The sequence below is a fragment of the Corynebacterium yudongzhengii genome (assembly GCF_003065405.1).
Lineage (GTDB): Bacteria > Actinomycetota > Actinomycetes > Mycobacteriales > Mycobacteriaceae > Corynebacterium > Corynebacterium yudongzhengii.
Map to the genome: position 1 here is coordinate 233738 of NZ_CP026947.1, position 23765 is coordinate 257502.

The following is a 23765-nucleotide window of genomic DNA, read 5'->3' on the forward strand; positions in this document are numbered from 1 at the left end:
CTCCGGCGAGTTCCCGGTTGTTACTAAGGAGATTTTAATGTTGCTCACAATCACCGCCCGGCGCCTCGTTGCCGTGGTTGCCGCGCTAGTCGCCGGCATTGCCCTCATGCTCGGCCCCGCTGCCACGAATTCGCAGGCGCAGGAGCGCAATGCCGTCATCTTCGGTGACTCGGTCATCGCGAACCCGACCGTGCCGGAATACCTCGCCGGCGGCATCGGCAACGGCCAGCTCGGCTCCTCGGGTAACCCGCACCGCGGCTGCCCCCAGGGCCAGTTCACCTGGGGCCGCGCCGCCACGGCGAAGCTGGGACTCGCGGTGCGCGACTACTCCTGCTCCGGCGCCGTATCGATCTCTGCGGGCCCGCAGGTCTCCGCCCAGGTGGATCGCGCCCTGTCCACTGGCGGGCTGAACCCCGGCACCCAGCGGGTGATCATCTCCACCGGCTTCAATGACACCTACAACAACCGCCACCTGAATGACGCGCAGCTTAATGCCACGTTCGTCGGCGCCATGGCCCCGCAGATCCAGCGCATCCGCAACGCCGCGCCGAACGCCCGGATCCAGATCGTGGGCTACCCGGCGCTGACACAGGGCGATTTCGTCTGTCTCTTCCATGTCGGCCCGGAAATCTCGGACACCACCTTCTTCCCGGACGCGAACCGCTGGCAGTGGCAGGCGCAGAACATGCAGCGCGCCCTGGCGAGCGCCACCGGCGTCGAGTTTCTTGACTTGAAGCCGTCGACCGCCCACAATCACATGTGTGCTCCGGATCACCAGCGCATGTGGGCCGGCATTGTCGACTTCTACGCTGGGCCCGGCAATCTGCCGCTGCATGTCAACCATCGCGGCCACGAACACGTCGCGAACGTGATCGCTGCTAGCTAACACGCCGGCGCCTTTCAGGCCCCGATCCCCACGAGTTCTTAAGGGGATCGGGGCCTTTGTTATGCCTGGATATGTCCGAAAAGCGTGAAAATCCCCTTATTTATCGCCTAATCCACCCCGCATTGATATCACCTGTCCGTCAGTCGAACCTTGTTTTCATTAACGGGCCCTTGTTGGAATTCGTTGGTACGGTGGGCGCGTAAGCGCGTTGCAAGCGTGTTCGGAGTTCGGGAAACCACGCTCGGACGCGTTTCCGGGGGAGAAGCACACGCAACCCGGAAAAGATCGCAACGGAAGTCCGATATCGTTTTAAGGAGCCGAATGTCCACCACTGTGAAGGGAATCATCGCCCGCGAGAAGGGTGCCGAGGTCGAACTGACCGACATCGTCATCCCGGAGCCGGGCCCGAACGACGTCATCGTCAAGGTCAAGTCCTGCGGTGTCTGCCACACCGACCTGGGTTACCGCAACGGTGACATCGAGGATGCCTTCCCCTTCCTGCTGGGCCACGAGTCCGCTGCGGTCGTCGAGACCGTCGGTGAGGACGTCACCCACGTCAAAGAAGGCGACTACGTCATCCTCAACTGGCGCGCCGTCTGTGGCGAGTGCCGCGCCTGCAAGAAGGGTGAGCCGAAGTACTGCTTCAACACCTTCAACGCCTCCAAGTCCATGACCCTGACCGACGGCACCGAGCTCACCCCGGCGCTGGGTATCGGCTCCTTCGCCGAGAAGACCCTCGTCCACGAGCGTCAGTGCACCAAGGTCAACCCGGAGGCAGACCCGGCTGCCGTCGGTCTGCTCGGCTGCGGCATCATGGCCGGCCTGGGGGCTGCCGTGAACACCGGTGAGATCTCCTACGGCGAGTCCGTCGCCGTCTTCGGCCTGGGGGGTGTCGGCATGGCTGCCGTCGCTGGCGCGAAGCTGGCTGGTGCCGGCAAGATCATCGCCGTCGACATCGACGAGCGCAAGACCGAGTGGGCCAAGGGCCTGGGTGCCACCCACACCATCAACTCGAAGGACATGAGCGTGGAAGAGGTCGCCGAGGCCGTCCGCGAACTCACCGATGGTTTCGGTACCGACGTCGCCATCGACGCCGTCGGCATCATGCCGACCTTCCAGCAGGCCTTCTACTCCCGCGACCACGCGGGCCGCATGGTCATGGTCGGCGTGCCGAACCTCACCGACAAGATCGACCTGCCCGCCATCGACTTCTACAGCCGCGGCGGCTCCCTGCGTCCCGCCTGGTACGGCGACTGCCTGCCGGAGCGCGACTTCCCGGCCTACACTCAGCTTTTCGAGAACGGCCAGCTGCCGCTTGATAAGTTTGTCACTGAGCGCATCCCGCTCGACGCCGTTGAGGATGCGTTCGAGACCATGAAGAAGGGTAACGTTCTGCGATCGGTGGTGGTTCTTTAATGACTGACCAGCTGCGTATTGATCACGTCGAGACCAACGGCACCTTCGCCCTCGATGGCGGAGAGTGGAACGTCGATAACAACATCTGGCTCGTCGGCGACGATAAGGATGTCTACATTATCGACGCTGCCCACGACGCGAATCCGATCATCGAGGCTGTCGGTGACCGCAACGTGCGCGGCATCATCTGCACCCACGGTCACAACGATCACGTGACCGTCGCACCGGAGCTTTCCGCAAAGCTGTCCGCGCCGATTTACCTGCACGGCGGCGATAAGATGTTGTGGGACATGACGCACCCGGACACGGGCTTCATCGAGATGCAGAACATGCAGACCTTCCGGATCGCGGGTACGGACATGAAGGTGCTCAACACCCCGGGTCACTCGCCTGGTTCGTGCTGCCTGTACCTGCCGGAGGCCAACGAGCTCTTCGCCGGCGACACCCTGTTCCAGGGCGGTCCGGGCGCGACGGGCCGGTCGTTCTCCTCGTTCGACACGATCATCGACTCGATCGAGACCTCGATTCTGACCCTGCCCGCCGAGACCCAGGTACGCACCGGCCACGGCCCCCACACCACGGTGGGCGACGAGGCCCCGTACCTCGAGGAGTGGAAGCGTCGCGGGTACTAAAAGGACCCGCTCTTCCACCTACCTCAGGCCGCGCGCGAGGACTAGTGCCTCGACATCGCGGCCTCTTCTTGTAAGATCCTCCGGGGTGAATATTGATCGCCTGGCAGGATCTGCATGAACTTGACCAGGGCCTCGGGGCGGTTTAGCGTTGTACTACGAGTGCTAATCTTTTGGGCATGCGCACAATAGTCACTGGCGGTGCCGGCTTCATCGGATCCCACCTCGTCGACCTCTTGGTCTCTGAAGGCCACGAGGTGGTGGTCGTCGATAATCTCTCCCGCGGCACGATGGACAACCTCGCCCACGCCGTAGAGAGCGGGCGCGTCGAGTTTGTCCAGGCCGATCTGCGTAAGGCGGATCTGGATACGCTCGTCGCCAAGGCCCGCCCGGAGGTGATCTTCCACCTTGCGGCGCAGATCGACGTGCGCGCCTCCGTCGAGGACCCGGTCGCCGATGCGGAGATGAACATCCTCTCCACGATCCGCCTGGCCGAAGCCGCCCTTAAAGCAGACGTGCGCAAGATCGTGTTCACCTCCTCGGGCGGAGCGATCTACGGCGCCGAGGCCCCGCTGCCGGTCCCCTCTGACCGGGTTCCGGATCCCTGCTCGCCCTATGCAGCCAGCAAGTACGCCGGCGAGGTGTATCTCAACATGTTCCGCAACCTCTACGGGCTGGAGTGCTCGCACATCGCCCCGGCGAATGTCTACGGCCCGCGCCAGGACGCGCACGGGGAGGCCGGTGTCGTCGCCATCTTCGCCCAGCGCCTGCTCGCGGGCGAGCCCACGAAGGTCTTCGGCGACGGGTCGAATACCCGCGACTACGTCTATGTCGGCGACGTCGTGCGCGCTTTTTACCTGACCTCCGGCCCGGTCGGCGGGGGCCTGCGCTTCAACATCGGCACCTCGGTGGAGACCACCGACCGGCAGCTGCACACCCTGGTCGCCGAGGCGGCCGGCGCTCCCGATAACCCGGACTACGCACCTGCGCGTCTCGGGGACGTGCCGCGCTCGGCGCTCTCGCACGACCGCGCCACCGAGGTGCTCGGCTGGCGCCCCGAGATCACGCTCGAAGAGGGCATCCGCCGCACCGTGGAGTTCTACTGCGGCTGATCGTCCGGGGCCACCGGCGACTGCAGCGCGACCGCGCGCGCCAGGCGGGCGTAGCGCAGCTCCTGTTCGCGGAAGCGGATCCACGTGGATAAGGTGGTGAACATGAACGCCACCACCAGGGCGTAGAGCATGAGGTCCGTGCCGCGGTCGACGCCGATGGCGTTGGCGATCACCGTGAGGTCATCCGGGCGCAGCACCGCCCAGACGGTGGCGATGAGAAAGACGACGAAGCCGATCTTCACGAATGCCTTCGCCTGCGCCTTGCGCCGGTGGGTGAGGAAGTAGATCGCCAGCGCCACGGCGGCGATCAAAAGGATGAGTTGGATCACGGCAATCTCTTCGATACCAATCCGTCGGCCAGGATGTTCACGCCGTTGATCAGCGACTGGCCCTTGCTCATGGAGTATTCGGTGTACAGGATCTCGACGGGCTCCTCGGCCACCCGCCAGCCGTTCTCGACGATCGCACTGACGATCTCGGAGGCGTGCGACATCCCGTTCATCCGGATGTTCATGCCGTCGGCCACCTTCTTGTTGAACGCCCGCAGCCCGTTGTGGGTGTCCGTCAGCCCGAGCTTACGGGAGCTCGCCGACAGCTTCGCGATGATCGGCAAGATGATGCGCTTAAGCAGGGGCACCTTCGTGCGGCGTCGCTCCTTATCGCCGAAGCGGGTGCCGACGATAATGTCCACCTCTTCGTGGCGCAGCCGCTCGACCATCCGGACGACATCGTCCACCTGGTGCTGGCCGTCGGCATCGAAGGTGACGAAAAACCGGGCGCCCGGGCGCGAGCGGGCGAACTCGATACCGGTCTGCAGCGCGGCGCCTTGCCCCAGGTTGGCCGGGTGATCGACGAGCCAGGCACCGCCGGCGTGGATCGCCTCGGCGGAGTTATCCCGCGAGCCATCGTTGACCGCGATGATGTTCGGGAAGGTCTCGCGCGCGTGTTCAATGACCGACTGGATGACCGGCCCCTCGTTAAAGCAGGGGATGATCAGCCAGGTGTCCTCGAACCCGGTAGAAGTCTCCATAGCAATTAAAGATCCTAGCGTTTAGCGATGAAACAACCGAGAATATACACGGCGCAGAAGTGGCGCCGGCAATAGCCGGTAAGCCGAGCGCACGAGCATGTTGAGCACCGCGCGCGGCTGCGAGATCAGACCGTAGTGGACCAGGTTGCGTTGCATCTGGGCATCGGCGGCGAACATCTCCTTGCCGGTGCGGCGGCCGAACTGCTCGTCGGAGACCCGGAAATACGTCAGCGGCTCCGGGAGGTTCACAAAGCGATACCCGCCGGTCGCCAGGCGCGCCCACAGGTCGTAGTCCTCCATGAAGTGCACGTCCCGGTAGCCGCCGGCGGCGCGGACCGCGTCGGTACGCATCATCACCGACGGGTGGTTCACCGGCGTGTTGATCCGCAGATACTTCAGGATCTCCTCGTGGCTTTCGGGCATCCGGCGCACGTTATCCCCGTCGCCGGGGTGTTTTTGGAACTCGGCTACGGCGGTACCGCAGACGTCGAGATCCGGGTCCCTGGCAAACGCCTCCAGCTGGGTGGCGAAGCGCTCGGGATAGGCGATGTCGTCGGCATCTAGGCGGGCGATGAAGTCACTGCTGATCGTCTCCAGGCCCGCCTGGCACGCCGGGCCCAAGCCCTGGTTGGTCTCTAACTCGACGGTGCGTGCGCTCGGCTCGGAGGCACAGAAGCCGTCGATGACCTGGCGCAGCCGATCGGGGATCGGCCCGTCGATGACGATGACGATCTCGTCGGCCGGGCGCGTCTGTGCGATCAACGAGCTCAACGCCGCCGAGAGCTGAACGGGGTCGTTGCCGTGATAGGAGGAGATCAACACGCTGAGGGTGGGCATCATCGGGACCTTCTAGTGGATGGCGTCGGTGAGGTAGCGGCCGTAGCCGGATTTCTGCAGCGGCTCGGCGAGCCGGGTGAGCTGGGCGGCGTCGATGAAGCCCTGCTCAAAGGCGGCGACTTCGGGAGAGCCGATGACCTGGCCGGTGCGCTTCTGCAGGACCTCGATATAAGAGCTGGCCTCCGACATGGAATCGAAGGTGCCCGTATCGAGCCAGACGTCGCCGCGCATCATGCGCTGCACGGTCAGCTGGCCGGCCTGGAGGTAGGCGTCGTTGACGGCGGTGATCTCCAACTCGCCGCGGGCAGAGGGGGTGACCTGCTCTGCGATGTCGACGACGTGGTTGTCGTAGAAGTACAAGCCCACCACCGCGTGGTTGGACTTCGGGTGCGCGGGCTTTTCCTCGATGGAGAGGGCACGGCCGTCGTCGGAAAACTCGACGACGCCATAGCGCTGCGGGTCGGAGACCTCGTAGGCGAACACGATGCCGCCGCGTGGGTCCTGGCAGTGCGCGAGCGCGGTGGTAAAGCCGTGGCCGTCGAAGACGTTATCGCCCAAGACCAAGGCGACGGAGTCGGCACCGATGAAGTCCTTGCCGATGAGAAAAGCCTGCGCCAAGCCCTCGGGGCGTGGCTGGGTGGCGTAGTCGATCATGAGGCCGAGCTGGGAGCCGTCGCCAAGCAACCGGCGGAAGGCCGCGGAGTCTTCCGGGGTGGTGATCACGAGGATCTCCCGGATGCCCGCCCGGATGAGGGTGGTCAGCGGGTAGTAGATCATCGGCTTGTCGTAGATCGGCATGAGCTGCTTGGAGATCCCCCGGGTCAGCGGGAAAAGCCGCGTGCCGGAACCGCCGGCGAGGATGATGCCCTTCATGCCAGATACACCGCCAAGTTCGCACGCCAGTTGCCGGGGCGAAAACCGGTGGCCTCGATCTTGCTGGTGTCCAACACGGTGCGCTGTGGGCGCTCGGCGTGCGCGCGCTCGCCGTAGTAGGCGGCCGTGGTGGTGGGGTGCACGTCGGAAGGATCCTTGCCGAGCGCGATGAACGCCGCCATGGCGATCTCGTCGCGCCCCACCGCATCGCCGCCGCCGGTGAGGTGATAGATTCCGTAGTCTGAACGAGTGTCCAACAAGTGTACGATACCCTTGGCAAGCTCCTCAGCGCTGGTGATGCGCCCGACCTGGTCGTGGACCACCTGGGGCTGAACATCCCGGCGCGCGAGATCCGCCATCGTATCGACGAAGTTTCCGCCCTCACCGTAGACCCACTGGGTGCGCACCACGTAGTGCTTCGGGGCTCCCGCCGCGGCCGCCTCCCCGGCGGCCTTCGAGGCGCCGTAGAACGACAGGGGAGCCGGCTGGTCGTCTTCGCTATAGCAGTCCTGCGTGCCGTCGAAGACGTAGTCGGTGGAGGCGTGCACCAGCGTCAGGTCGTACTCCTGGGCGATCTGCGCGAGCCTGCCCGGGGCCGTGGCGTTGACTGCCCAGGCGGCGGCGCGGTCATTCTCGGCGCCGTCGACATCGTTGTAGGCGGCGGCGTTGATGATCGCCGCGTACTGCGCCCAGTCGCGCTCCGGCGGGGCGGTGATATCGAACTCGGCGCGCGAGCAGAACTCGCCGCGTTTACCCAGCACCTTCCGCAAGGCGCGGCCGAGCTGGCCGTCGGCACCCGTGACCAGGATCTTGCGCGCCGGGATCGCGGGCGCCTCCAGCGGGGCCTCGCGGTCCTTGTCAGAGAGGTTGCGCGGCTCGAGCGGCCAGTCGATTCGCCGATACGAGATGTTGGTGTAGCGCGCCTCGGGCGACCAGTGGGCGTTGACGAGGTAGAGATACGTCGTGTTGTCCTCGAGCGCCTGGAAGCCGTTGGCCACCCCGCGCGGGATGAAGACGGCCGTGTCCGGGGTGATCTCCACCGTCTGGGTCTGGCCGTGGCTCGGCGAGTCTTCGCGCAGGTCGTACCAGGCGCCGAAGACCCGGCCGGTGGCGACGGAGACGAGCTTGTCCCAGGGCTCGGCGTGTAGTCCCCGAGTGGTGCCGGCCTCGGCGTTGAATGACACGTTCTGCTGCACCGGCTGAAAACCCGGCAGCCAGCTGCGGCGCCAGTTCTCCTTGAACCAGCCCCGCTGATCCTCGTGCACGCTCAGATCGATGATTTTAAGTCCCTCGATCACAGCTACTGGCCCCTTTCTCGGTAATGGTCTTCGGTGCGCTTCTTCGCCGGCAGCCACCAACTCTCATTGTCCCTATACCACGCGATGGTCTGTTGCAGGCCTTGACGCATGCCAGTGTGATTGTCGGTGTAGCGCGGCCGCCAGCCGAGCTCTTCGCGCAGTTTCGTCGAATTCATCGCGTAGCGCTGGTCGTGGCCGGGCCGGTCGGCGACGTGCTCGTAGCCCTCTGCGCCCATGAGCTCGCAGATTAACTCGATGACCTGCTTGTTCGATACGTGATCATTATCCGCGCCGATGTTGTAGGTCTCGCCGAGGCGCCCCTTGGCGAGGATCGTCAGCACCGCCTCGTTGTGGTCGTCGACGTGAATCCAGTCGCGCACCTGCTCGCCGGTGCCGTAGAGCTTCGGGGTGCGCCCGGTGAGGATGTTGGTGATTTGCCGCGGGATGAACTTCTCGACGTGCTGGTAAGGCCCATAATTATTCGAGCAGTTCGAGATCGTCGCCCGCAGCCCGAAAGAACGCACCCACGCGCGCACCAGGTGATCGGAGCCGGCCTTCGTCGCCGAGTACGGGCTCGACGGCCGGTACGCGGTGGTCTCGGTGAAGCGTTGTGGATCGTCGAGCGCGAGATCGCCGTAGACCTCGTCGGTGGAGATGTGGTGGAAGCGCACGTCGTGCTGTCGCGCCGCCTCCAGCAGCGTGAACGTGCCGGTGACATTGGTATCGACGAAGGGGCGCGGATCATCCAGCGAGTTGTCGTTGTGGCTTTCGGCGGCGAAGTGGACCACGGCATCCACGGTGCGGGTGAGCTTATCGACGAGCGCCTCATCGCACACATCGCCCTCGTGAAATTCGACGTCAACGCCGGCGAGGTTTTTCCGGTTGCCCGCGTAGGTGAGTTTATCCAGCACCACGACCTCGAGGCCGCGGGAGACGGCCAGGCGGGCGAAGTTGGCGCCGATGAAGCCGGCGCCGCCGGTCACGAGCAGTCTGGTCATGGCTGCAACTATACGTCGCTCGGCAGCGTGCTGAGGTGGACGACGGCGCCGGCGACCGGCCCGATCATCAACGCGGTGGCGACCCCGATCTCCAGCGGCAGCGGCACAAGGAGCACCCCGAAGGCGACGAGCGTGGCGATGACCCACCCGAGCACATACAGCCGGTGACGCTCGCCGGCCAGGGTGGCCGCGCCGGTGATCATGAGCGATCCCGTGCACGCCGAGGCGAACGTCAGAGCCGCCAGCATCGGCCCGGAGACCCAGAAGCCCTCGCCGAGGATGACCACCATGAGCCACGGCCCGATCAGCCAGGCCGCCACGGCGCCGAGAAGCCCCACGGCGAGCACGAGTCCGATCGGCATGAGCAGCGCGGAGCGGGTGCGCTGATCGACGAAGCGGACAATCAGCGCCGACTGGAAGCGCTGCACCGGCACCAGAATCGGGGCGCGGGTAAAAGTCACCGCCGCGATCACGCCACTCAGGCTAGCCCCCGTGAGCGAGGCGGCATCATCCGAGGTGATCTTCATCAGTACCGGGAAACCGGTGATGAGCGCGGCCGAGGAGCCGGAGGCGGCCATCGCCCAGCCCAGCCGGCGGGCGAACACGCCGGGGGAGACATCGACGGCGGCGCGCAGGTGCTGCGGCCGCAACACGATGAGCCAGCTCAGCGCGCCGATGACCGTGATGACGAAGAAGCCGGTCAGCCCCCAGCCCGCCGCCCACGCGATGAGTGCGAGGACGAGGCGGATGCCGGAGTCGATCGCCACCATCGTGGCATAGCGCGGCCAGGCCTTCAGGCCGGAGAGCACGCCCGAGAGCACCGTTTGGAAGGTATAGGACAGAAGGCCGATGGCCATGAGGACGGCGGGGGAGCGGCCGTCGTCGATAAGCAACGGCACCCACAACGGGGCCGTAAGAAGCGCGAGAACGGCGACCGTGATGCCGATGACCGCGCCGAAGCGCCACGGGCGGGTGGCCGCAGGGCGCGTGGCGTCGGTGCGCTGGTGCGACTTGGCGGAGATGCCGCGGGTGGTTTCGTGCATGAGGCCGTCGAGAAGCCCCGTCAGCGCGAAGAACAGGCCCCAATAGGCCATGAACTGGTCGTAGAGCTCCTCGCCGAGGCTGCGGCCGGCGACGATGATGACGCCGAAACCGGAGAGGGCGGCGAAGAGCGTCGCCAGCGACAGGGCTCTCACAGGGGGTACTCCGGAAGCTCGAGGTTGTCGAGCCACGCGTGCAAGACCTCGTCGACCTCGGCCTGCGGGTGCAGCTTGTAGAGCTCGCGGCGCAGGTCCACCGGCTCGACGATGCCGTGGGTGCCGCTGGCGATGTAGTTGCGGATGGCCTCGAAGAAGGCGGCATCCCCCAAGAGCACGCGCAGGGCATGGACGGTCAGCGCGCCGCGCTTGTAGACGCGATCGTCGAACATATCCTCCGGGCCCGGGTCGCCCAGCAGGAGGTCTGCGGGCTTCTTCGCTAGCTCATCGTAGTGATGCCGCGTCGACTCCTCGATCGCGCGACCGCGGTGCTCAAACCACAGCCACTCCGCGTAGCAGGCGAAACCCTCGTTGAGCCAGATGTCATTCCACTGCGCCAAACCCAGCGAGTTGCCAAACCACTGGTGCGAGAGCTCATGGGCGATCAAGCGCTCCCAGCGGCCGGCAGTACGCATGTGGTTGGCGCCGAAAATGGATAAGCCCTGGGCCTCAAGCGGGATCTCCAGCTCATCCTCCGTGACGACGACCGTGTAACGCGCAAACGGGTACTCGCCGAAGAGCTTTTCGTAGAGATTGAGCATCTCGTCCTGATCGGCGAGCTCGCGCCGGGCGTCCGCGACGAGCTCGGCCGGCACCCAGGCGTCGCAGCGGCCCCCGAGATCGAGGTGCTGGAACTCGCCGACCTGCACGGTTGCGAGGTAGGTCGCCATCGGGTGGCGCGTGCGATAATGCCACCGCGTCGTCGACGACTGCCGTTTCTTCTCGACGAGATCGCCATTGCACACCACCGTGTACGGATGATCGGCCGTGATAGCGATGTCATAGGTGGCCTTCTCGTCCGGGGTGTCATCGCACGGGAACCAACTCGGCGCGCCATTCGGCTGAGAGGCGACCAGCGAGCCGTTCTCCAGCTCCTCCCAGCCGATCTCACCCCACGCGGTGCGCCGCGGACGCGGGGTCCCCGCATAGCGGATGACCAGCGTGAACGCAGAGTCCACGGGGACGGTCTCGGCGAAGTTGACGCGGAGCTTGTCGTTCGACTGCCGGAAACGCGCCACCGTGATCTCGCGCGCCTTTGAATCAGCGACCGTGATGCGCCTGACCGTCATGTTCGGCATGAGGTCCAGCGTGAGCTGATCCAGGTCCTTCCACGTCACCAGCTGCAGGTTCGCCGTGCCCTCCAAGCGGTTCGGCTCGACCCGGTAATTCAGCTCCAGATCGTAATGGCGGATGTGAAAGCCCAGGTTGAAATCGACACCCGTGTAGGAATCGCGGGTGCCGGGGATCGGGGTAGAGCGCAGGCGAGTAGTCATATCCCGGCTAATGCTACTCGGGTGTGGGGCGGGTGCTGGTCTGGTGGGGTTTTGGTGTAGGGCGTTTTGGGCGGTTTTGCGGCGGTTTTGCGTGTTGCGCTATCGCTGGTCGAAAGGAGTCCTATCGAAAGGAGCCCTGATTTCGACCGCGCGGGACTCGTTTCTGGGCGACTCCTTTCGACCAGCGTTAGTGCAACATGAGGGTTTGGCCGGGAACGCAGGGGAGGGGCCTGACGTTTGGTCACAGCAGCACCATTCGCCCCTCTGGTACACTCGCGTGGTCTGCCAATGTCTCTACGGGTATAAAGCGGGCATAAAGCGATATCGCTGGTCGAAATGAGTAGCATCTAAAGGAGTGCTGATTTCGACCTCGCGGGACTCCTTTAGGGCTGACTCCTTTCGGCCGGGCGCGCAAACGTGATAACGTCCCATGGCCCCTAGGTTGCGTGGCGTTCTGTAGGTCTGCTTCTCGGCGCGGTTTGCCGTTGCTGCTATTCAAACCCTTGAAGGAAGATGCTTGTAGGGCGCGTCCTTCAAGGTTTTGTGCGAGAAAATGGCCTGATTGTGCGTCCTGCAAGGTTCTTCCTTCAGGCATTTGCGTTCGAATTCCCCGCAGACCCCACGGAACCGGCCGCGACTCGGACTAAGCCTCCGCATCCTTATGGTGCGCTATCGCTGGGCGGAAGCGCCCCAAACGAACCCAGCCCTAAACCAACCCAACCACCAGAACCTAACCCCCAACTTTTTCGCTGAGCCAGGTGAAGATGAGCGACTCCATATGCGCGACCTGCTCGTTGTTCGAGGCTCCGGCGTGTCCGCCGACGATGTTTTCGTAGTAGTCGACGTCGTGTCCGGCTTTCGCCAGCGCGTGGGCGAAGAGGCGGGCGTGGGCGGGGTGGACGCGGTCGTCGCGGGTGGAGGTCGTGACCAGGGCGGGCGGATACGTCACCTCGGAGGCGTCGGCGACGTTGTGGAGCGGCGACCAGGATTCGATGGCCTTGCGTTCGACGGGGTCGTCGGGATCGCCGTACTCCGCCATCCACGAAGCCCCGGCCGAGAGCGTGTGGTAGCGCAGCATGTCCGTCAGCGGGACTTGGACAACGGCCGCGCCGAAGGCGTCCGGGTAGCGATTCAGCGCGCCCGCGGTGAGCAGGCCTCCGTTCGAACCGCCGCGGATACCGATTTGGGTGGGCGTCGTGTAGCCGCGCGTGACCACATCCCGCAGCACAGCCTCATGATCCTCCCACACCTTGTGGCGCTGCACGCCGGTGACCTGGGAGTGCCATTCGGGGCCGAACTCGCCGCCGCCGCGCAGGTTCGGGGTGACCACGAACCCGCCGCGCTGCAACCACGCCAGGCCTTGCACCGGGGAGTAGCCGGGGGTTAGGGAGATCTCGAAGCCGCCGTAGCCACCCACGAGCGTCGGGCGCTTGCCGCGCGTGAAATCGCCGGTGATGAAGTAGGGGATGCGGGTGCCGTCGGCGCTGATCGCGAAGTGTTGGCGGGTCTCGATGCCCGCCGCCCGGAAACGCGGGGGAGTCGTGACGATCTCCTCGGCCTCGAAGGACTCGGAGAGATCCGCCCGAAACAGCGTGGCGGGCAGGGTGAACGAGGAGCCGTTGATCCAGATCTCGTCGCCGTCGTGCGAGCTGGTGGCCACCACGCGGGCGGTCATCTTCTCTGGCAGTCGCAAAGGTGTCGACGGCGCCGCCATCTGCGCCAAAGGCCGCACCAACAGCTGGGTGGCCACGTTGTCCAGCACGGTCATGACCAGGAAGTTCTCGGTGAGCGCGAGGGATTCCAAAGAGGTCGACGGCGAGGGGGTGAAGATCGTGCGGAAAGAACGGGCGCCGGCGAGGAAGTCCTCGAGGTCGATCACGCCCAAGCCGCCGGCGGGGACGTCGGCGAATGCGGTGCGCGGGAGGATGAACAGCCAGTCACGGCTGATTAAGACCTCGCAGTCTTCGGGCAGTTCGAGGGTCTGCAGGCCGCTAGGCGTCGTGACGGTGGTGCGCGAGGAATAGAAATCCAGCGCCCGGCCGATGACGACGCGGCCGGTGTGGGTATCGCACCACCCGCCGACAGCGACATCGTCGAGGGAGCCGGAGGCGAGGATCTCGGCGTCGAGAAGCTTTTGTCCCCGGTGCCAACGCCGCACCTGCGCCGGGTAGCCCGAGGATGTCAGCGAGCCTTCGCCGGTGTCGGTGCCCACGAGGAGGGTGTCGCGGTCGATCCAGGAGACGTCGTGTTTGGCCTCGGGGAGTTCGAAGCCCTCGACGAAGCTTTCGGTGGGGATGTCGAACTCGCGGATGACCGTGGCGTCCGCGCCGCCGCGCGAGAGGCGGATGAGGGCGCGGTCATAGTCGGGGACGAGCATGTGCACGCCCTTCCAGACCCAATCCTCGTCCTCTTCGGCGGCGAGGACGTCGAGGTCGATGATGGTGTCCCAGTCGGTCTCGGGGGCACGGAAGCTCTCTAGACTGGTGCGCCGCCACAGCCCGCGGGGGTTGGTTTCGTCGCGCCAGAAGTTATAAAGGTGCTCGCCGCGGCGGACGACGTAGGCGATGCGGTCGTCGGCGTCGAGGATGCGGCGAATCTTCGCCTGCAACGAGGTGCGGGGATGGGCACGGTCGGTCTGCTCCGACCACTCAGCGGCCCAGCTCAGGGCAGTGGGGGAGTCGATCGGCTCGAGGTCTACCGGGTCGATGTCGAGGCGGTCCATGCCTCCACGGTACATACGAAAAACCGCCCCGCGGCCAGAGCCGGAACGGGGCGGTGATGCGGCAGGCGTGGGCCGAAAGAGAATTAGCCGAAGAACGCCTGCTCGAAGACCGGCCAGGACTCGTGGACGTCGGCGCGCCAGTTCGGCCAGGAGTGGGTGCCGGTGTTGCGGAAGTTGTATACAGCGTCGATGCCGTGCTGGTCGAGCTTGGCCTTCAGGTTGTGGGTCGAGTGGTTCGTCGCACCTTCGATAACGCCACCCTCGACCTGGAGGACCGCCGCGTTAGCGCTGGCCGCGATTTCGGGGGCACCGTTGCGAATGTAGTAGCCAGGCAGGTCGGTCTCAGCGGCCAGGCCGGAGCCGTTAGAGACGTAGACCGCGGTGCTGTGCAGATTATGCGCGTTGCCGACGACGTCGTTGTACGCCGCGCGCGGGCCACCGATGGGGCCAAGCATCTGGTCTACGGTAGCGCCACCACGATCCAGAGTCAGGCTGTGAACGGCGTGGTCGATCGGGCTCGTGGTCTGGTAGTGGCCAGAGAAACCAGCGACAGCGCCATACATGTCCGGGTTGTGGGCAGCGTACAGCAGCGCCGGGAGTGCAGACATGGAGAAGCCGATGATGCCGCGCTGCTCACCCGCGTTGAGGGTGGACTCGAGCGGGCCAGGCAGCTCCTTGGTCAGGAAGGTCTCCCACATCTGCGGGCCCTTGAGGTAGGAGCCGTTGGGCTCGGAAACCCAGTCCAGGTAGTAGGAGAATGCGCCAGCCATCGGGATGACTACGTTGACGCCCTTGCCCTTGTAAAAGTCGATGGTGCCGAGATTGTCATCGGTGGTCGGGTTGAGGGTCAACCAGTCGTTGTTCTGCTCAGCACCGCCGGCGCCGTTGAGCATGTAGATGATCGGGGCGCCCTCGACGCGCTCGCCGGCCTCGTTGGTAGCCGGGATGACCGCCAGCGGGATCTCGCGGTCCATGGCCGGGGAGTAAGCGGAGTACGCCTCGACGTCCGGGCTCTCGGTGGCGATCTTCCACCACTTACGGTCCTTGACGTCCGGGGAGGGTTCAGTCAGTTCAGTGACGGTGGCTGCCGCAGTAGCGGTGGCAGTATTGGCCCCTTGGGCGAGGACGGTCGGGGTAGCGGTAAGGGCCAAGGCGACTGCCGCGGTCGGGGCGGCAAGAGAGCGCAGTAACTTCTTCACGGCTATTCGATCCTTAGTGCGTGGGAGACTACGTACTCGACAGAGCACAGGGTTTACACAAAGCGTAATCGCAAGCTTCTTTCAGGTGTTACATGCACGTGACACGTAACCTGCAAAGAACCTTAACGCCGCCTGCGGTGGTGGGCAAGTGGTATGTATGCCATAATTTCGGCCAACAAGGTATGCACCACGCGTACCGTCTGTCACGGGGCTTCCAGCCCACTAACAACTCCACCACAGAAAAGAGGGCTCAATGACCATCTTCGAGACGATTCAGCTGCAGATCAACGATTTCCTCGGTAGCCTCATCCACCTCGGTTCTTCGGGTTCTTCCCAGCTGGGTTTGGCCCTGGGCCTGTTCTAACAGCCTGTTTCACGCCGCCACGCTTGAGGGCGGAGGGTCCTAGGCGTCGATAAGCGTCGACGTGTAGGACCCTTTTACGTATTCTTAGTGCTATGGCTAATGAACATTATGACGTAGTAGTTCTCGGCGCCGGTCCCGGTGGTTATGTCGCCGCCATCCGGGCCGCGCAGCTGGGGAAGTCGGTCGCTGTTATCGAGAAGCAGTACTGGGGCGGTGTCTGCCTGAATGTGGGCTGCATCCCTTCCAAGGCGCTGCTGCGCAACGCCGAGCTGGCCTACACCTTCAACAACGAGGCCAAGACTTTCGGCATCTCCGGCGATGTCGAGTTCGACTTCGGGGCCGCCCACAAGCGCTCCCGCAAGGTCTCGGAGAAGATCGTCGGTGGCGTGCACTACCTGATGAAGAAGAACAAGATCACCGAGATCAACGGTCTGGGCTCCTTCACCGATGACAAGACCATCGAAATCACCGACGGTGAGGACAAGGGCAAGACCGTCACCTTCGATGACTGCATCATCGCTACCGGCTCCGTTGTCAACACCCTGCCGGGCGTGGAGCTGTCCGAGAAAGTCGTCTCCTACGAGGAGCAGATCCTCGACGCCGACCTGCCGGAGAGCATGGTCATCATCGGCGCCGGCGCGATCGGCATGGAGTTCGCCTACGTGCTGGCCAACTACGGCGTGGACGTCACCGTCATCGAGTATATGGACCGCGCGCTGCCGAACGAGGACGCCGAGGTCTCCAAGGTCATCCAGAAGGCCTACAAGAAGCTGGGCGTGAAGCTGCTCACCGGCCACGCCACCACCGAGGTCCGCGACAACGGCGATTCCGTCGAGGTCGACTACCAGAAGAAGGGCAGCGACAAGACCGAGACGATCACCGTCGACCGTGTGCTGGTCTCTGTCGGCTTCCGCCCGCGCGTCGAGGGATTCGGCCTCGAAAACACCGGCGTCGAGCTCACCGAGCGCGGGGCCATCGACATCGACGAGTACATGCGCACCAACGTCGATCACATCTACGCCATCGGCGACGTCACCGCGAAGCTGCAGCTCGCGCATGTGGCCGAGGCACAAGGCGTCGTCGCCGCCGAGGTGATCGCCGGCGCCGAGACCCAGCCGCTGGGTGATTACCAGATGATGCCGCGCGCCACCTTCTGCAACCCGAACGTCGCCTCCTTCGGCTACACCGAGGAGCAGGCGAAGGAGAAGTGGCCGGACAAGGAGATCAAGGTCGCGTCCTTCCCGTTCTCCGCGAACGGCAAGGCAGTCGGCGCCAACGAGACCCTGGGATTCGTGAAGATCGTCGCCGATGCCGAGTTCGGCGAACTGCTCGGTGCCCACATGGTCGGCTCGCACGTCGCTGACCTCACCCCGCAGCTGACCCTGGCGCAGCGCTACGACCTCACCGCCGCCGAGATCGCCCGCAACGTCCACATCCACCCGACGATCTCCGAGGCGATGAAGGAGGCGGCCCACGGCATCGAGGGCCACATGATCAACCTCTAGTAATTAGAGTGACCGCATGTAAGCTTGGGGCCTCATGGCTCCAAGCTCTTCTTTTCCGAGTGATGTCGCCGTCGGTATCGTCGCCGACCCCGGCATCCCCGCCCGCGACGCCCGTGCCGCCCTGCGCGACGCCGGCCTAAAGGTTCCCGTCGTCGAGGGCACCTACTTAGAGTTCGAGGCCTCCGGCAATAGTGACGGCGATCTCGACCAGGCGCGCGAGGATCTCGCCTCCTACGGGTGGGATCGCCTCATCTACGTCACGGACCAGCCCTTAACAGGTACGCAGGGCCCGGATTCTTTCCGCATGCGTGACGACGGCAGCCTCGCCGTGGTCACCGTCCCCGCGCTCGGCGTCCTCGGCCAGCGGCGCCGGCTGGGGCGTGTGCTCAGCGAGCTCGCCGCGCCGCGTCCGGCGCAGACTTCGGGTTCGGCGGGGGTGATGCGTTTATACCTCGGCCTGGTGCGGGCGAACCAGCCGGGCCGGCTGCTCGGGGCGCTCGGCAGCGTGTTCGCCGCGGTGGGCGCGACCGGCGGTTTCGGCATCTTCTACGGGTCGATCTGGATGCTCGCCCAGGCGGTGAGCCTGCCCCGGCTCGCCGGGATCAGCCTCGTCGCGGTCGGCGTGCTCACCGTATCGCTGGTCTTGTCGAACGGGCTGTGGCAGAAACCCGCCCGACGCTCGCCGCGGTGGCTGGGCAGGCTCGATAACGCGGTGACCTCGACGACGGTCGGCCTGACCGTGCTCGTCGTCTTCGCCTTAGGCATCGTCGCGCTGACGCTGCTCGCCGCCGTCATCGTGCCACCGGATTATTTGAGCGAACAGCTCGACGGGGCGGCGGTGGGCGTCGGCACCTATGTGCGCATCGGGTGGTTCTCCACGGCGCTCGGCGTGCTGGCCGGTGCGATCGCCTCCAACTTCGACCGCTCGCCGAAGATCCGCTCGTCGACGTATAACCCCCGAGAGGTCGCGCGCCGCGAGGTCAGTAGGGCGCAATCGACGAGCGATGAGGATTGATCTCTAGCTCCGTGTTGATCGCCGGGAACGCCCGCTGCGGGCAGTTGCTGCGCGGGCAGGTGCGACAACCCGCGCCGATGGGGGTGGCGTTCGCGGACTTCGACAGATCCAGCCCCCGGGAGTAGATGGTGCGATCGGCGTGGCGCACCTCGCAGCCCAAACCGATGGAAAAGAGCTTGTCGGTATCCGTGAAGCGGCCGTGATGATGGCGCACGGTGCGGGCGACCCACAGGTAGTCGCGCCCGTCGGGCATCTGGGTGTGCTGGCGCACGATCGTGCCCGGCCGCGCGAAGGTCTCGTAGACCACCCACAGTGGGCAGGTACCGCCGGAGTTAGTGAAGTGCACGCCCGTGGCGGACTGGCGCTTCGACATATTGCCCGCGCGATCGACGCGCACGAAGGTGAAAGGCACCCCGCGCAGATTCGGCCGCTGCAGGGTGGACAGCCGCGAGGCGACCGTTTCGTAGCCGACGCCGAAGACGTTCATGAGGTGTTCGACGTCATAGCCGCAGCGCTCCGCTTCCCGGTGGATCAGGCGATAGGGCATGACCGTCGCGGCGGCGGCGTAGCTGGCGATGCCGCGCCGGGCGAGGTTGCGCGAGGCCGTGGAGCTAAAGGGTTCGGCGGCGATGAGTTCGTCGAAAAGCGGCTCCGCCTCGAGCTGCGCCAGCTCTGCCGCCATGCGGAAGGCGCGCTGTCCGGTGGTGAGGAAGCTGGCGAGGCGGAGTGTTCCGGAGGCTGCGTCGAGCTGGTGGAGGAGCCCCGGGGTTTCGGAGGTGTGCAGGTCAATGCCGTGTTTTTCGCGCAGGCGCTCGGCGAGTGCCTTTTCGGTCTCCGAGATATGGGAGGTGGCCACCCCCACGTCCGCGGCGAGGGACTCCGCCCAGTGATCGAGGGTGTCGAAGTAGTTCTGGCGGGTGTAGAAGAAGTCGCGGACCTCGTCGTGTGGCATCGATAAGGCCTGCTGGCCGGGGGCAACGCGGCGGGTGTCGGTGGCCAGCGAGAGCTTGTCGCGCACGGTGCGATAGCGGCGATGGATATCGACGAGCGTGCGTGCGATGTCCGGGTGGTTGTAGACCATCTCGGAGAGCTCGTGGAGGTCTAAACCGGTGGCCGTGGAGTTGGTGACCAGCTCGCGGTCCTGGATGACGTCCTGGATCTCGGCGAGCAGGCGAGAGTCATCGTCCTGCGAGAAGAACGTGGCGTCCACGCCGAAGGTATCCGTGATGCGCATGAGCACTGGGACGGTGAGCGGGCGGACATCGTGTTCGATCTGGTTGACGTAGCTGGCGGATAGGCCGAGAGACTCGGCGAGCGCCGCCTGGCTGAGGTCCCGTTCGCGCCGCAGCTGGCGCAGGCGCGATCCGACATAGGTCTTGGCCATGCCGAAAGAATACCGTGAGGCGGCTCACCTTCTTAAGGTAAAAAGCGAGGTCGATTTTGTGAAGGTCTTCGCAGCAGTGTGGCGTAGGTGTGTGAATCCGTTATCCGCCGAAAGTATGACACCTAACGGGGTGGCCTGTATTGGGCGGAAAACCAGGCGTGGTGAAGGTCACACTTGCGAAGGTAGTGGAGTGTACGCCTGTGAATTTCACGTGTAGGGCCCACGAAGACGGTGTGAATGCTGGACAATATAGGACACCCTAACCTCGCGGTGACGAGTTTGCACGCACCGTTGGCAGAGCTTAAAGCGCCGCAGAAGACGGGTCTCGCTGGTCTGGTCCCCGGTGGGGCTTTAAAGTGATTACGACACTGGAGGTGCCATGACTGTGAATAATGTGGACCGTGAGGCAATCCGTCACGGCAAAATTACTGAACAGCCGCTACGTGAGCGGCCGGCCTACCCGACGTGGGCCATGAAGCTCGTAATGGCCATCACCGGCCTGATCTTCGCCATCTATGTGCTGATCCACATGGTCGGCAACCTGAAGATCTTTATGCCGGACCACAACGGCGTCCCGGCGATCGACGAATACGGCCGCTGGCTGCGGGAGGCGGGCGCCCCGCTGCTGCCGGAGGAGGGCCTCCTCTGGATCGCCCGTATCGTCCTGTTGGTCGCGGTGATCCTGCACATCCACGGTGCCATCACCCTGGCCAGCCGCTCGAAGCAGTCGCGCGGCAAGTTCTCCCGCTCCAACCTCATGGGCGGGCTGGACACCACCGCGACCCGCTCGATGCTGATCACCGGCGTCATCCTGCTGGCGTTCATCATCTTCCACGTCCTGGATCTCACCATGGGCGTCCAGCCGGCCGCCCCGAGCGAGTTCGTGCACGGCGAGATCCAGAACAACATGATCGCCACCTTCTCGCGCTGGCCGGTCACCATCTTCTACATCATCGCGATGCTGGCGCTGTTTTTGCACCTGTTCCACGGAATCAAGCTGGCCGCCTCGGACCTCGGCATCACCGGCCGCAAGTGGATGGGAGTTTTCGCCTTCCTCGCCGCGGTCGTGCCCGCTGTCGTCATGATCGGCAACATCGTAATGCCCCTGTCCATCGCCGTTGGCCTGGTCGGCTAGGAGAACGAAGCCATGAGTAACACTGAAAACACCGATCGCACCCACGATCGCGACAACTTCGTCAACCCGGAGTCGTCCGTCGCCGGCGTGAAGGTTGGCACCATCCTGGACAGCGCTGAGCCGAAGGGCGTGCCCAGCAAGGAGGCCTGGGAGCACCAGAAGGAGCACATGAACCTGGTCTCCCCGCTGAACCGCCGGAAGTTCACCATCCTGGTCGTCGGCACCGGCCTGTCCGGCGGCGCCGCGGCCGCCGCGCTTGGCGAGCTGGGCTATAACGTCAAGGTCTTCACCTACCACGACGCCCCGCGCCGTGCGCACTCCATCGCCGCCCAGGGTGGCGTGAACTCCGCCCGCGGCAAGAAGGTGGACAACGACTCCGCCTACCGCCATGTCAAGGACACCGTCAAGGGCGGCGACTACCGCAGCCGCGAGTCCGACTGCTGGCGCCTGGCCGTCGAGTCGGTCCGCGTCATCGACCACATGGCCGCCATCGGCGCGCCTTTTGCCCGCGAGTACGGCGGCACCCTCGCTACCCGCTCCTTCGGTGGCGTGCAGGTCTCGCGTACCTACTACACCCGCGGCCAGACGGGCCAGCAGCTACAGCTGTCGACGGCATCGGCGCTGACCCGCCAGATCCACCTCGGCAACGTGGAGATCTTCACCCACTCCGACCTGCAGGATCTCATCGTCACCGAGACCGACGGCAAGCGTCGCTGCCACGGCATCGTCATCCGCAACCTGATCACCGGCGAGCTCGAGCCGCACACCGGCCACGCCGTGGTCCTGGGCACCGGCGGGTACGGCAACGTCTACCACATGTCCACCCTGGCCAAGAACTCGAACGCCAGCGCCATGATGCGCGCCTACGAGCAGGGTGCCTACCTGGCGTCGCCGGCCTTCGTCCAGTTCCACCCGACGGGCCTGCCGGTCAACGCGACCTGGCAGTCGAAGACCATCCTGATGTCCGAGTCGCTGCGTAACGACGGCCGCATCTGGTCCCCGAAGGAAAAGGGCGACGACCGCGACCCGAACAGCATCCCGGAAGAAGAGCGCGACTACTTCCTGGAGCGCCGCTACCCGGCCTTCGGCAACCTGGTTCCGCGTGACGTCGCCTCCCGCGCGATCTCCCAGCAGATCAACGCCGGCTACGGCGTCGGCCCGCTGAAGAACTCCGCATACCTGGACTTCCGTGACGCCTTCGAGAACCTCGGCCGCGAGACCATCGATTCGCGCTACTCCAACCTCTTCAAGATGTACGAAGAGGCCATCGGCGAGGACCCACACGAGGGCCCGATGCGTATCGCCCCGACCGTCCACTTCACCATGGGCGGCCTGTGGACCGACTTCAACGAGATGACCTCCGTCGACGGCCTGTTCGCCGCCGGCGAGTGCTCCTGGACCTACCACGGCGCCAACCGCCTCGGTGCGAACTCGCTGCTGTCCGCGTCGGTCGACGGCTGGTTCACCCTGCCGTTTACCGTCCCGAACTTCCTGGCCAACCACCTCGGCGAGGACGCTTTGTCCCCCGAGTCCGCGGAGGCCGCCGCAGCCGTCGAGCGCGCCCAGAAGCGCATCGATCGCCTGTTTGACGTCCAGACGGACAACCCGCGCCCGGCCGAGGACTTCCACCGCGAGCTCGGTGAGATCCTCTACTGGGGTTGCGGCGTGTCCCGTAACGTCGACGATCTGACCACCTCGATCGACAAGATCCGTGCCCTGCGCGAGGACTTCTGGGCCAACGTCCACGTCACCGGTGAGCAGAACTACATGAACCAGGCTCTCGAGTACGCCGCCCGCGTCGCCGACTACATCGACCTCGCGGAGCTCATGTGCATCGACGCCCTCGACCGCGACGAGTCCTGTGGCGCCCACTACCGCGACGACCACCTCTCCGAGGACGGCGAGGCGGAGCGCGACGACGAGAACTGGTGCTTCGTCTCCGCCTGGGAGCCGGGCGGAAACGGCGAGTTCATCCGCCACGCAGAGCCGCTGTACTTCGAATCGATCCCGCTGCAGACAAGGAACTACAAGTAATGAATCTAACTGTAGAGATCTGGCGTCAGGCCGGACCGAATCAGGACGGCGCGTTCGAGACCGTCAAGGTCGACGACGCAGAGCCGCAGATGTCCATCCTCGAGCTGCTCGACCACATCAACTCTGGCCTGCTGCACCGCGGCGAAGAGCCCTTCGCCTTCGCCTCCGACTGCCGCGAGGGCATCTGTGGCACCTGTGGCCTCATGGTCAACGGCCGCCCGCATGGCCCCTCCCAGCACACCCCGGCCTGCCAGCAGCGCCTGGTGGAGTTCGCCGACGGTGACACCATCAAGCTGGAGCCGCTGCGCTCGGCTGCCTACCCGGTCATCAAGGACATGGTCGTCGACCGTTCCGCCCTCGACCGCGTGATGGAGCAGGGTGGCTACGTCTCCATGAACGCCGGCACCGCCCCGGATGCCGACGAGCTGCTCCAGGGCAGCAACACCGCCGAGTTCGCCCTCGACCACGCCGCCTGCATCGGCTGCGGCGCCTGCGTCGCGGCCTGCCCGAACGGTGCTGCCCACCTGTTCACCGGCGCGAAGCTCGTGCACCTGGCGAACATGCCGCTCGGCAAGGAGGAGCGCGGCAAGCGCGCCCGCGACATGGTCGACTCCCTGGAGAGCAACTTCGGCCACTGCTCGCTCTACGGCGAGTGCGCCGATGTCTGCCCGGCCGGCATCCCGCTGACCGCGGTCTCCGCGGTCACCCGCGAAAGGGCACGTGCCGCATTCCGCGGCAAGGACGACTAAACTGACTAAGTAGTCGTGTTCCGATCACTGATCACCTGCACAAGCGAAA

Annotated in this window: 20 protein-coding genes; 9 read left to right on the forward strand and 11 right to left on the reverse strand. The window is 65.1% G+C overall.

Annotated features, from left to right (window positions below):
• Window positions 1-37: 37 nt before the first annotated feature.
• The 4 genes from C3B44_RS01135 to C3B44_RS01150 all read left to right on the forward strand — a co-directional run bounded on the left by C3B44_RS01135 (window position 38) and on the right by C3B44_RS01150 (window position 4043).
• Window positions 38-886, forward strand: coding sequence for a GDSL-type esterase/lipase family protein (locus tag C3B44_RS01135; protein ID WP_108430737.1), 849 nt, complete (start codon window positions 38-40; stop codon window positions 884-886).
• A gap of 321 nt (window positions 887-1207) precedes the next feature.
• A complete protein-coding gene (locus tag C3B44_RS01140; protein WP_108430738.1) occupies window positions 1208-2302 on the forward strand; it encodes an S-(hydroxymethyl)mycothiol dehydrogenase in 1095 nt (364 codons plus the stop codon).
• Window positions 2302-2934, forward strand: a complete 633-nt coding sequence (locus tag C3B44_RS01145; protein ID WP_108430739.1) for an MBL fold metallo-hydrolase — start codon at window positions 2302-2304, stop codon at window positions 2932-2934. The genes C3B44_RS01140 and C3B44_RS01145 overlap by 1 nt, the downstream gene beginning before the upstream one ends.
• Before the next feature lie 176 nt (window positions 2935-3110).
• Entirely contained in the window at window positions 3111-4043 is a 933-nt protein-coding gene (locus C3B44_RS01150) for an NAD-dependent epimerase/dehydratase family protein (protein WP_108430740.1), read from the forward strand.
• On the opposite strand, the gene C3B44_RS01155 is transcribed toward C3B44_RS01150, so the two are convergent.
• The 10 genes from C3B44_RS01155 to C3B44_RS01200 form a co-directional block, all read right to left on the reverse strand.
• The gene (locus C3B44_RS01155) at window positions 4031-4372 is read right to left on the reverse strand and encodes a DUF2304 domain-containing protein (RefSeq protein ID WP_108430741.1); all 342 of its coding nucleotides are present in this window, start codon (window positions 4370-4372) and stop codon (window positions 4031-4033) included. The two genes, C3B44_RS01150 and C3B44_RS01155, sit on opposite strands and share 13 nt — an antisense overlap.
• The gene (locus C3B44_RS01160; RefSeq protein ID WP_108430742.1) at window positions 4369-5073 is read right to left on the reverse strand and encodes a glycosyltransferase family 2 protein; all 705 of its coding nucleotides are present in this window, start codon (window positions 5071-5073) and stop codon (window positions 4369-4371) included. Before C3B44_RS01160 ends, C3B44_RS01155 begins: the two co-directional genes overlap by 4 nt.
• 21 nt (window positions 5074-5094) lie before the next feature.
• Window positions 5095-5910 (reverse strand): glycosyltransferase, encoded by an 816-nt coding sequence (locus C3B44_RS01165; RefSeq protein ID WP_108432507.1) that lies wholly within the window; start codon window positions 5908-5910, stop codon window positions 5095-5097.
• 12 nt (window positions 5911-5922) lie between these two features.
• Window positions 5923-6783 (reverse strand): glucose-1-phosphate thymidylyltransferase RfbA, encoded by an 861-nt coding sequence (gene rfbA / locus C3B44_RS01170; RefSeq protein ID WP_108430743.1) that lies wholly within the window; start codon window positions 6781-6783, stop codon window positions 5923-5925.
• Entirely contained in the window at window positions 6780-8081 is a 1302-nt protein-coding gene (gene rfbD, locus C3B44_RS01175; RefSeq protein ID WP_108430744.1) for a dTDP-4-dehydrorhamnose reductase, read from the reverse strand. The genes rfbA and rfbD overlap by 4 nt, the downstream gene beginning before the upstream one ends.
• Window positions 8082-8083: 2 nt before the next feature.
• The gene (gene rfbB / locus C3B44_RS01180; protein WP_108430745.1) at window positions 8084-9079 is read right to left on the reverse strand and encodes a dTDP-glucose 4,6-dehydratase; all 996 of its coding nucleotides are present in this window, start codon (window positions 9077-9079) and stop codon (window positions 8084-8086) included.
• Between the two features lie 8 nt (window positions 9080-9087).
• Window positions 9088-10275 (reverse strand): lipopolysaccharide biosynthesis protein, encoded by a 1188-nt coding sequence (locus C3B44_RS01185; protein WP_108430746.1) that lies wholly within the window; start codon window positions 10273-10275, stop codon window positions 9088-9090.
• Window positions 10272-11609 carry a M1 family metallopeptidase gene (locus C3B44_RS01190; RefSeq protein ID WP_108430747.1) on the reverse strand — a complete coding sequence of 446 codons (1338 nt, stop codon included), beginning with the start codon at window positions 11607-11609 and terminating at the stop codon, window positions 10272-10274. The genes C3B44_RS01185 and C3B44_RS01190 overlap by 4 nt, the downstream gene beginning before the upstream one ends.
• A 730-nt stretch (window positions 11610-12339) precedes the next feature.
• Window positions 12340-14331, reverse strand: coding sequence for a prolyl oligopeptidase family serine peptidase (locus C3B44_RS01195; protein ID WP_108430748.1), 1992 nt, complete (start codon window positions 14329-14331; stop codon window positions 12340-12342).
• Between the two features lie 83 nt (window positions 14332-14414).
• The gene (locus C3B44_RS01200) at window positions 14415-15530 is read right to left on the reverse strand and encodes an alpha/beta hydrolase (protein ID WP_108430749.1); all 1116 of its coding nucleotides are present in this window, start codon (window positions 15528-15530) and stop codon (window positions 14415-14417) included.
• A 456-nt stretch (window positions 15531-15986) separates the two neighbouring features.
• Here C3B44_RS01200 and lpdA point away from each other — a divergent pair, with 456 nt between their 5' ends.
• Both lpdA and C3B44_RS01210 read left to right on the forward strand, forming a co-directional pair.
• On the forward strand, window positions 15987-17399 hold the full coding sequence (gene lpdA, locus C3B44_RS01205; RefSeq protein ID WP_108430750.1) for a dihydrolipoyl dehydrogenase: 1413 nt from the start codon (window positions 15987-15989) through the stop codon (window positions 17397-17399).
• Between the two features lie 34 nt (window positions 17400-17433).
• Window positions 17434-18414 carry a hypothetical protein gene (locus C3B44_RS01210; protein WP_108430751.1) on the forward strand — a complete coding sequence of 327 codons (981 nt, stop codon included), beginning with the start codon at window positions 17434-17436 and terminating at the stop codon, window positions 18412-18414.
• Here C3B44_RS01210 and ramB read toward each other — a convergent pair.
• Entirely contained in the window at window positions 18380-19798 is a 1419-nt protein-coding gene (gene ramB, locus C3B44_RS01215) for an acetate metabolism transcriptional regulator RamB (RefSeq protein WP_108430752.1), read from the reverse strand. The genes C3B44_RS01210 and ramB overlap by 35 nt on opposite strands.
• A gap of 379 nt (window positions 19799-20177) precedes the next feature.
• On the opposite strand from ramB, the gene C3B44_RS01220 reads away from it, so the two are divergent.
• Genes C3B44_RS01220 through C3B44_RS01230 form a run of 3 tightly spaced genes read left to right on the forward strand, consistent with a single transcriptional unit; the run spans window position 20178 to window position 23716 of the window.
• Window positions 20178-20933, forward strand: coding sequence for a succinate dehydrogenase cytochrome b subunit (locus C3B44_RS01220; RefSeq protein WP_108430753.1), 756 nt, complete (start codon window positions 20178-20180; stop codon window positions 20931-20933).
• A gap of 12 nt (window positions 20934-20945) precedes the next feature.
• Complete coding sequence (locus tag C3B44_RS01225; protein WP_108430754.1) at window positions 20946-22967, forward strand: fumarate reductase/succinate dehydrogenase flavoprotein subunit; 2022 nt, start codon at window positions 20946-20948, stop codon at window positions 22965-22967.
• Window positions 22967-23716: a succinate dehydrogenase/fumarate reductase iron-sulfur subunit gene (locus C3B44_RS01230; protein ID WP_108430755.1), complete on the forward strand. Its 750-nt coding sequence runs from the start codon at window positions 22967-22969 to the stop codon at window positions 23714-23716. The genes C3B44_RS01225 and C3B44_RS01230 overlap by 1 nt, the downstream gene beginning before the upstream one ends.
• Window positions 23717-23765: the final 49 nt, after the last annotated feature.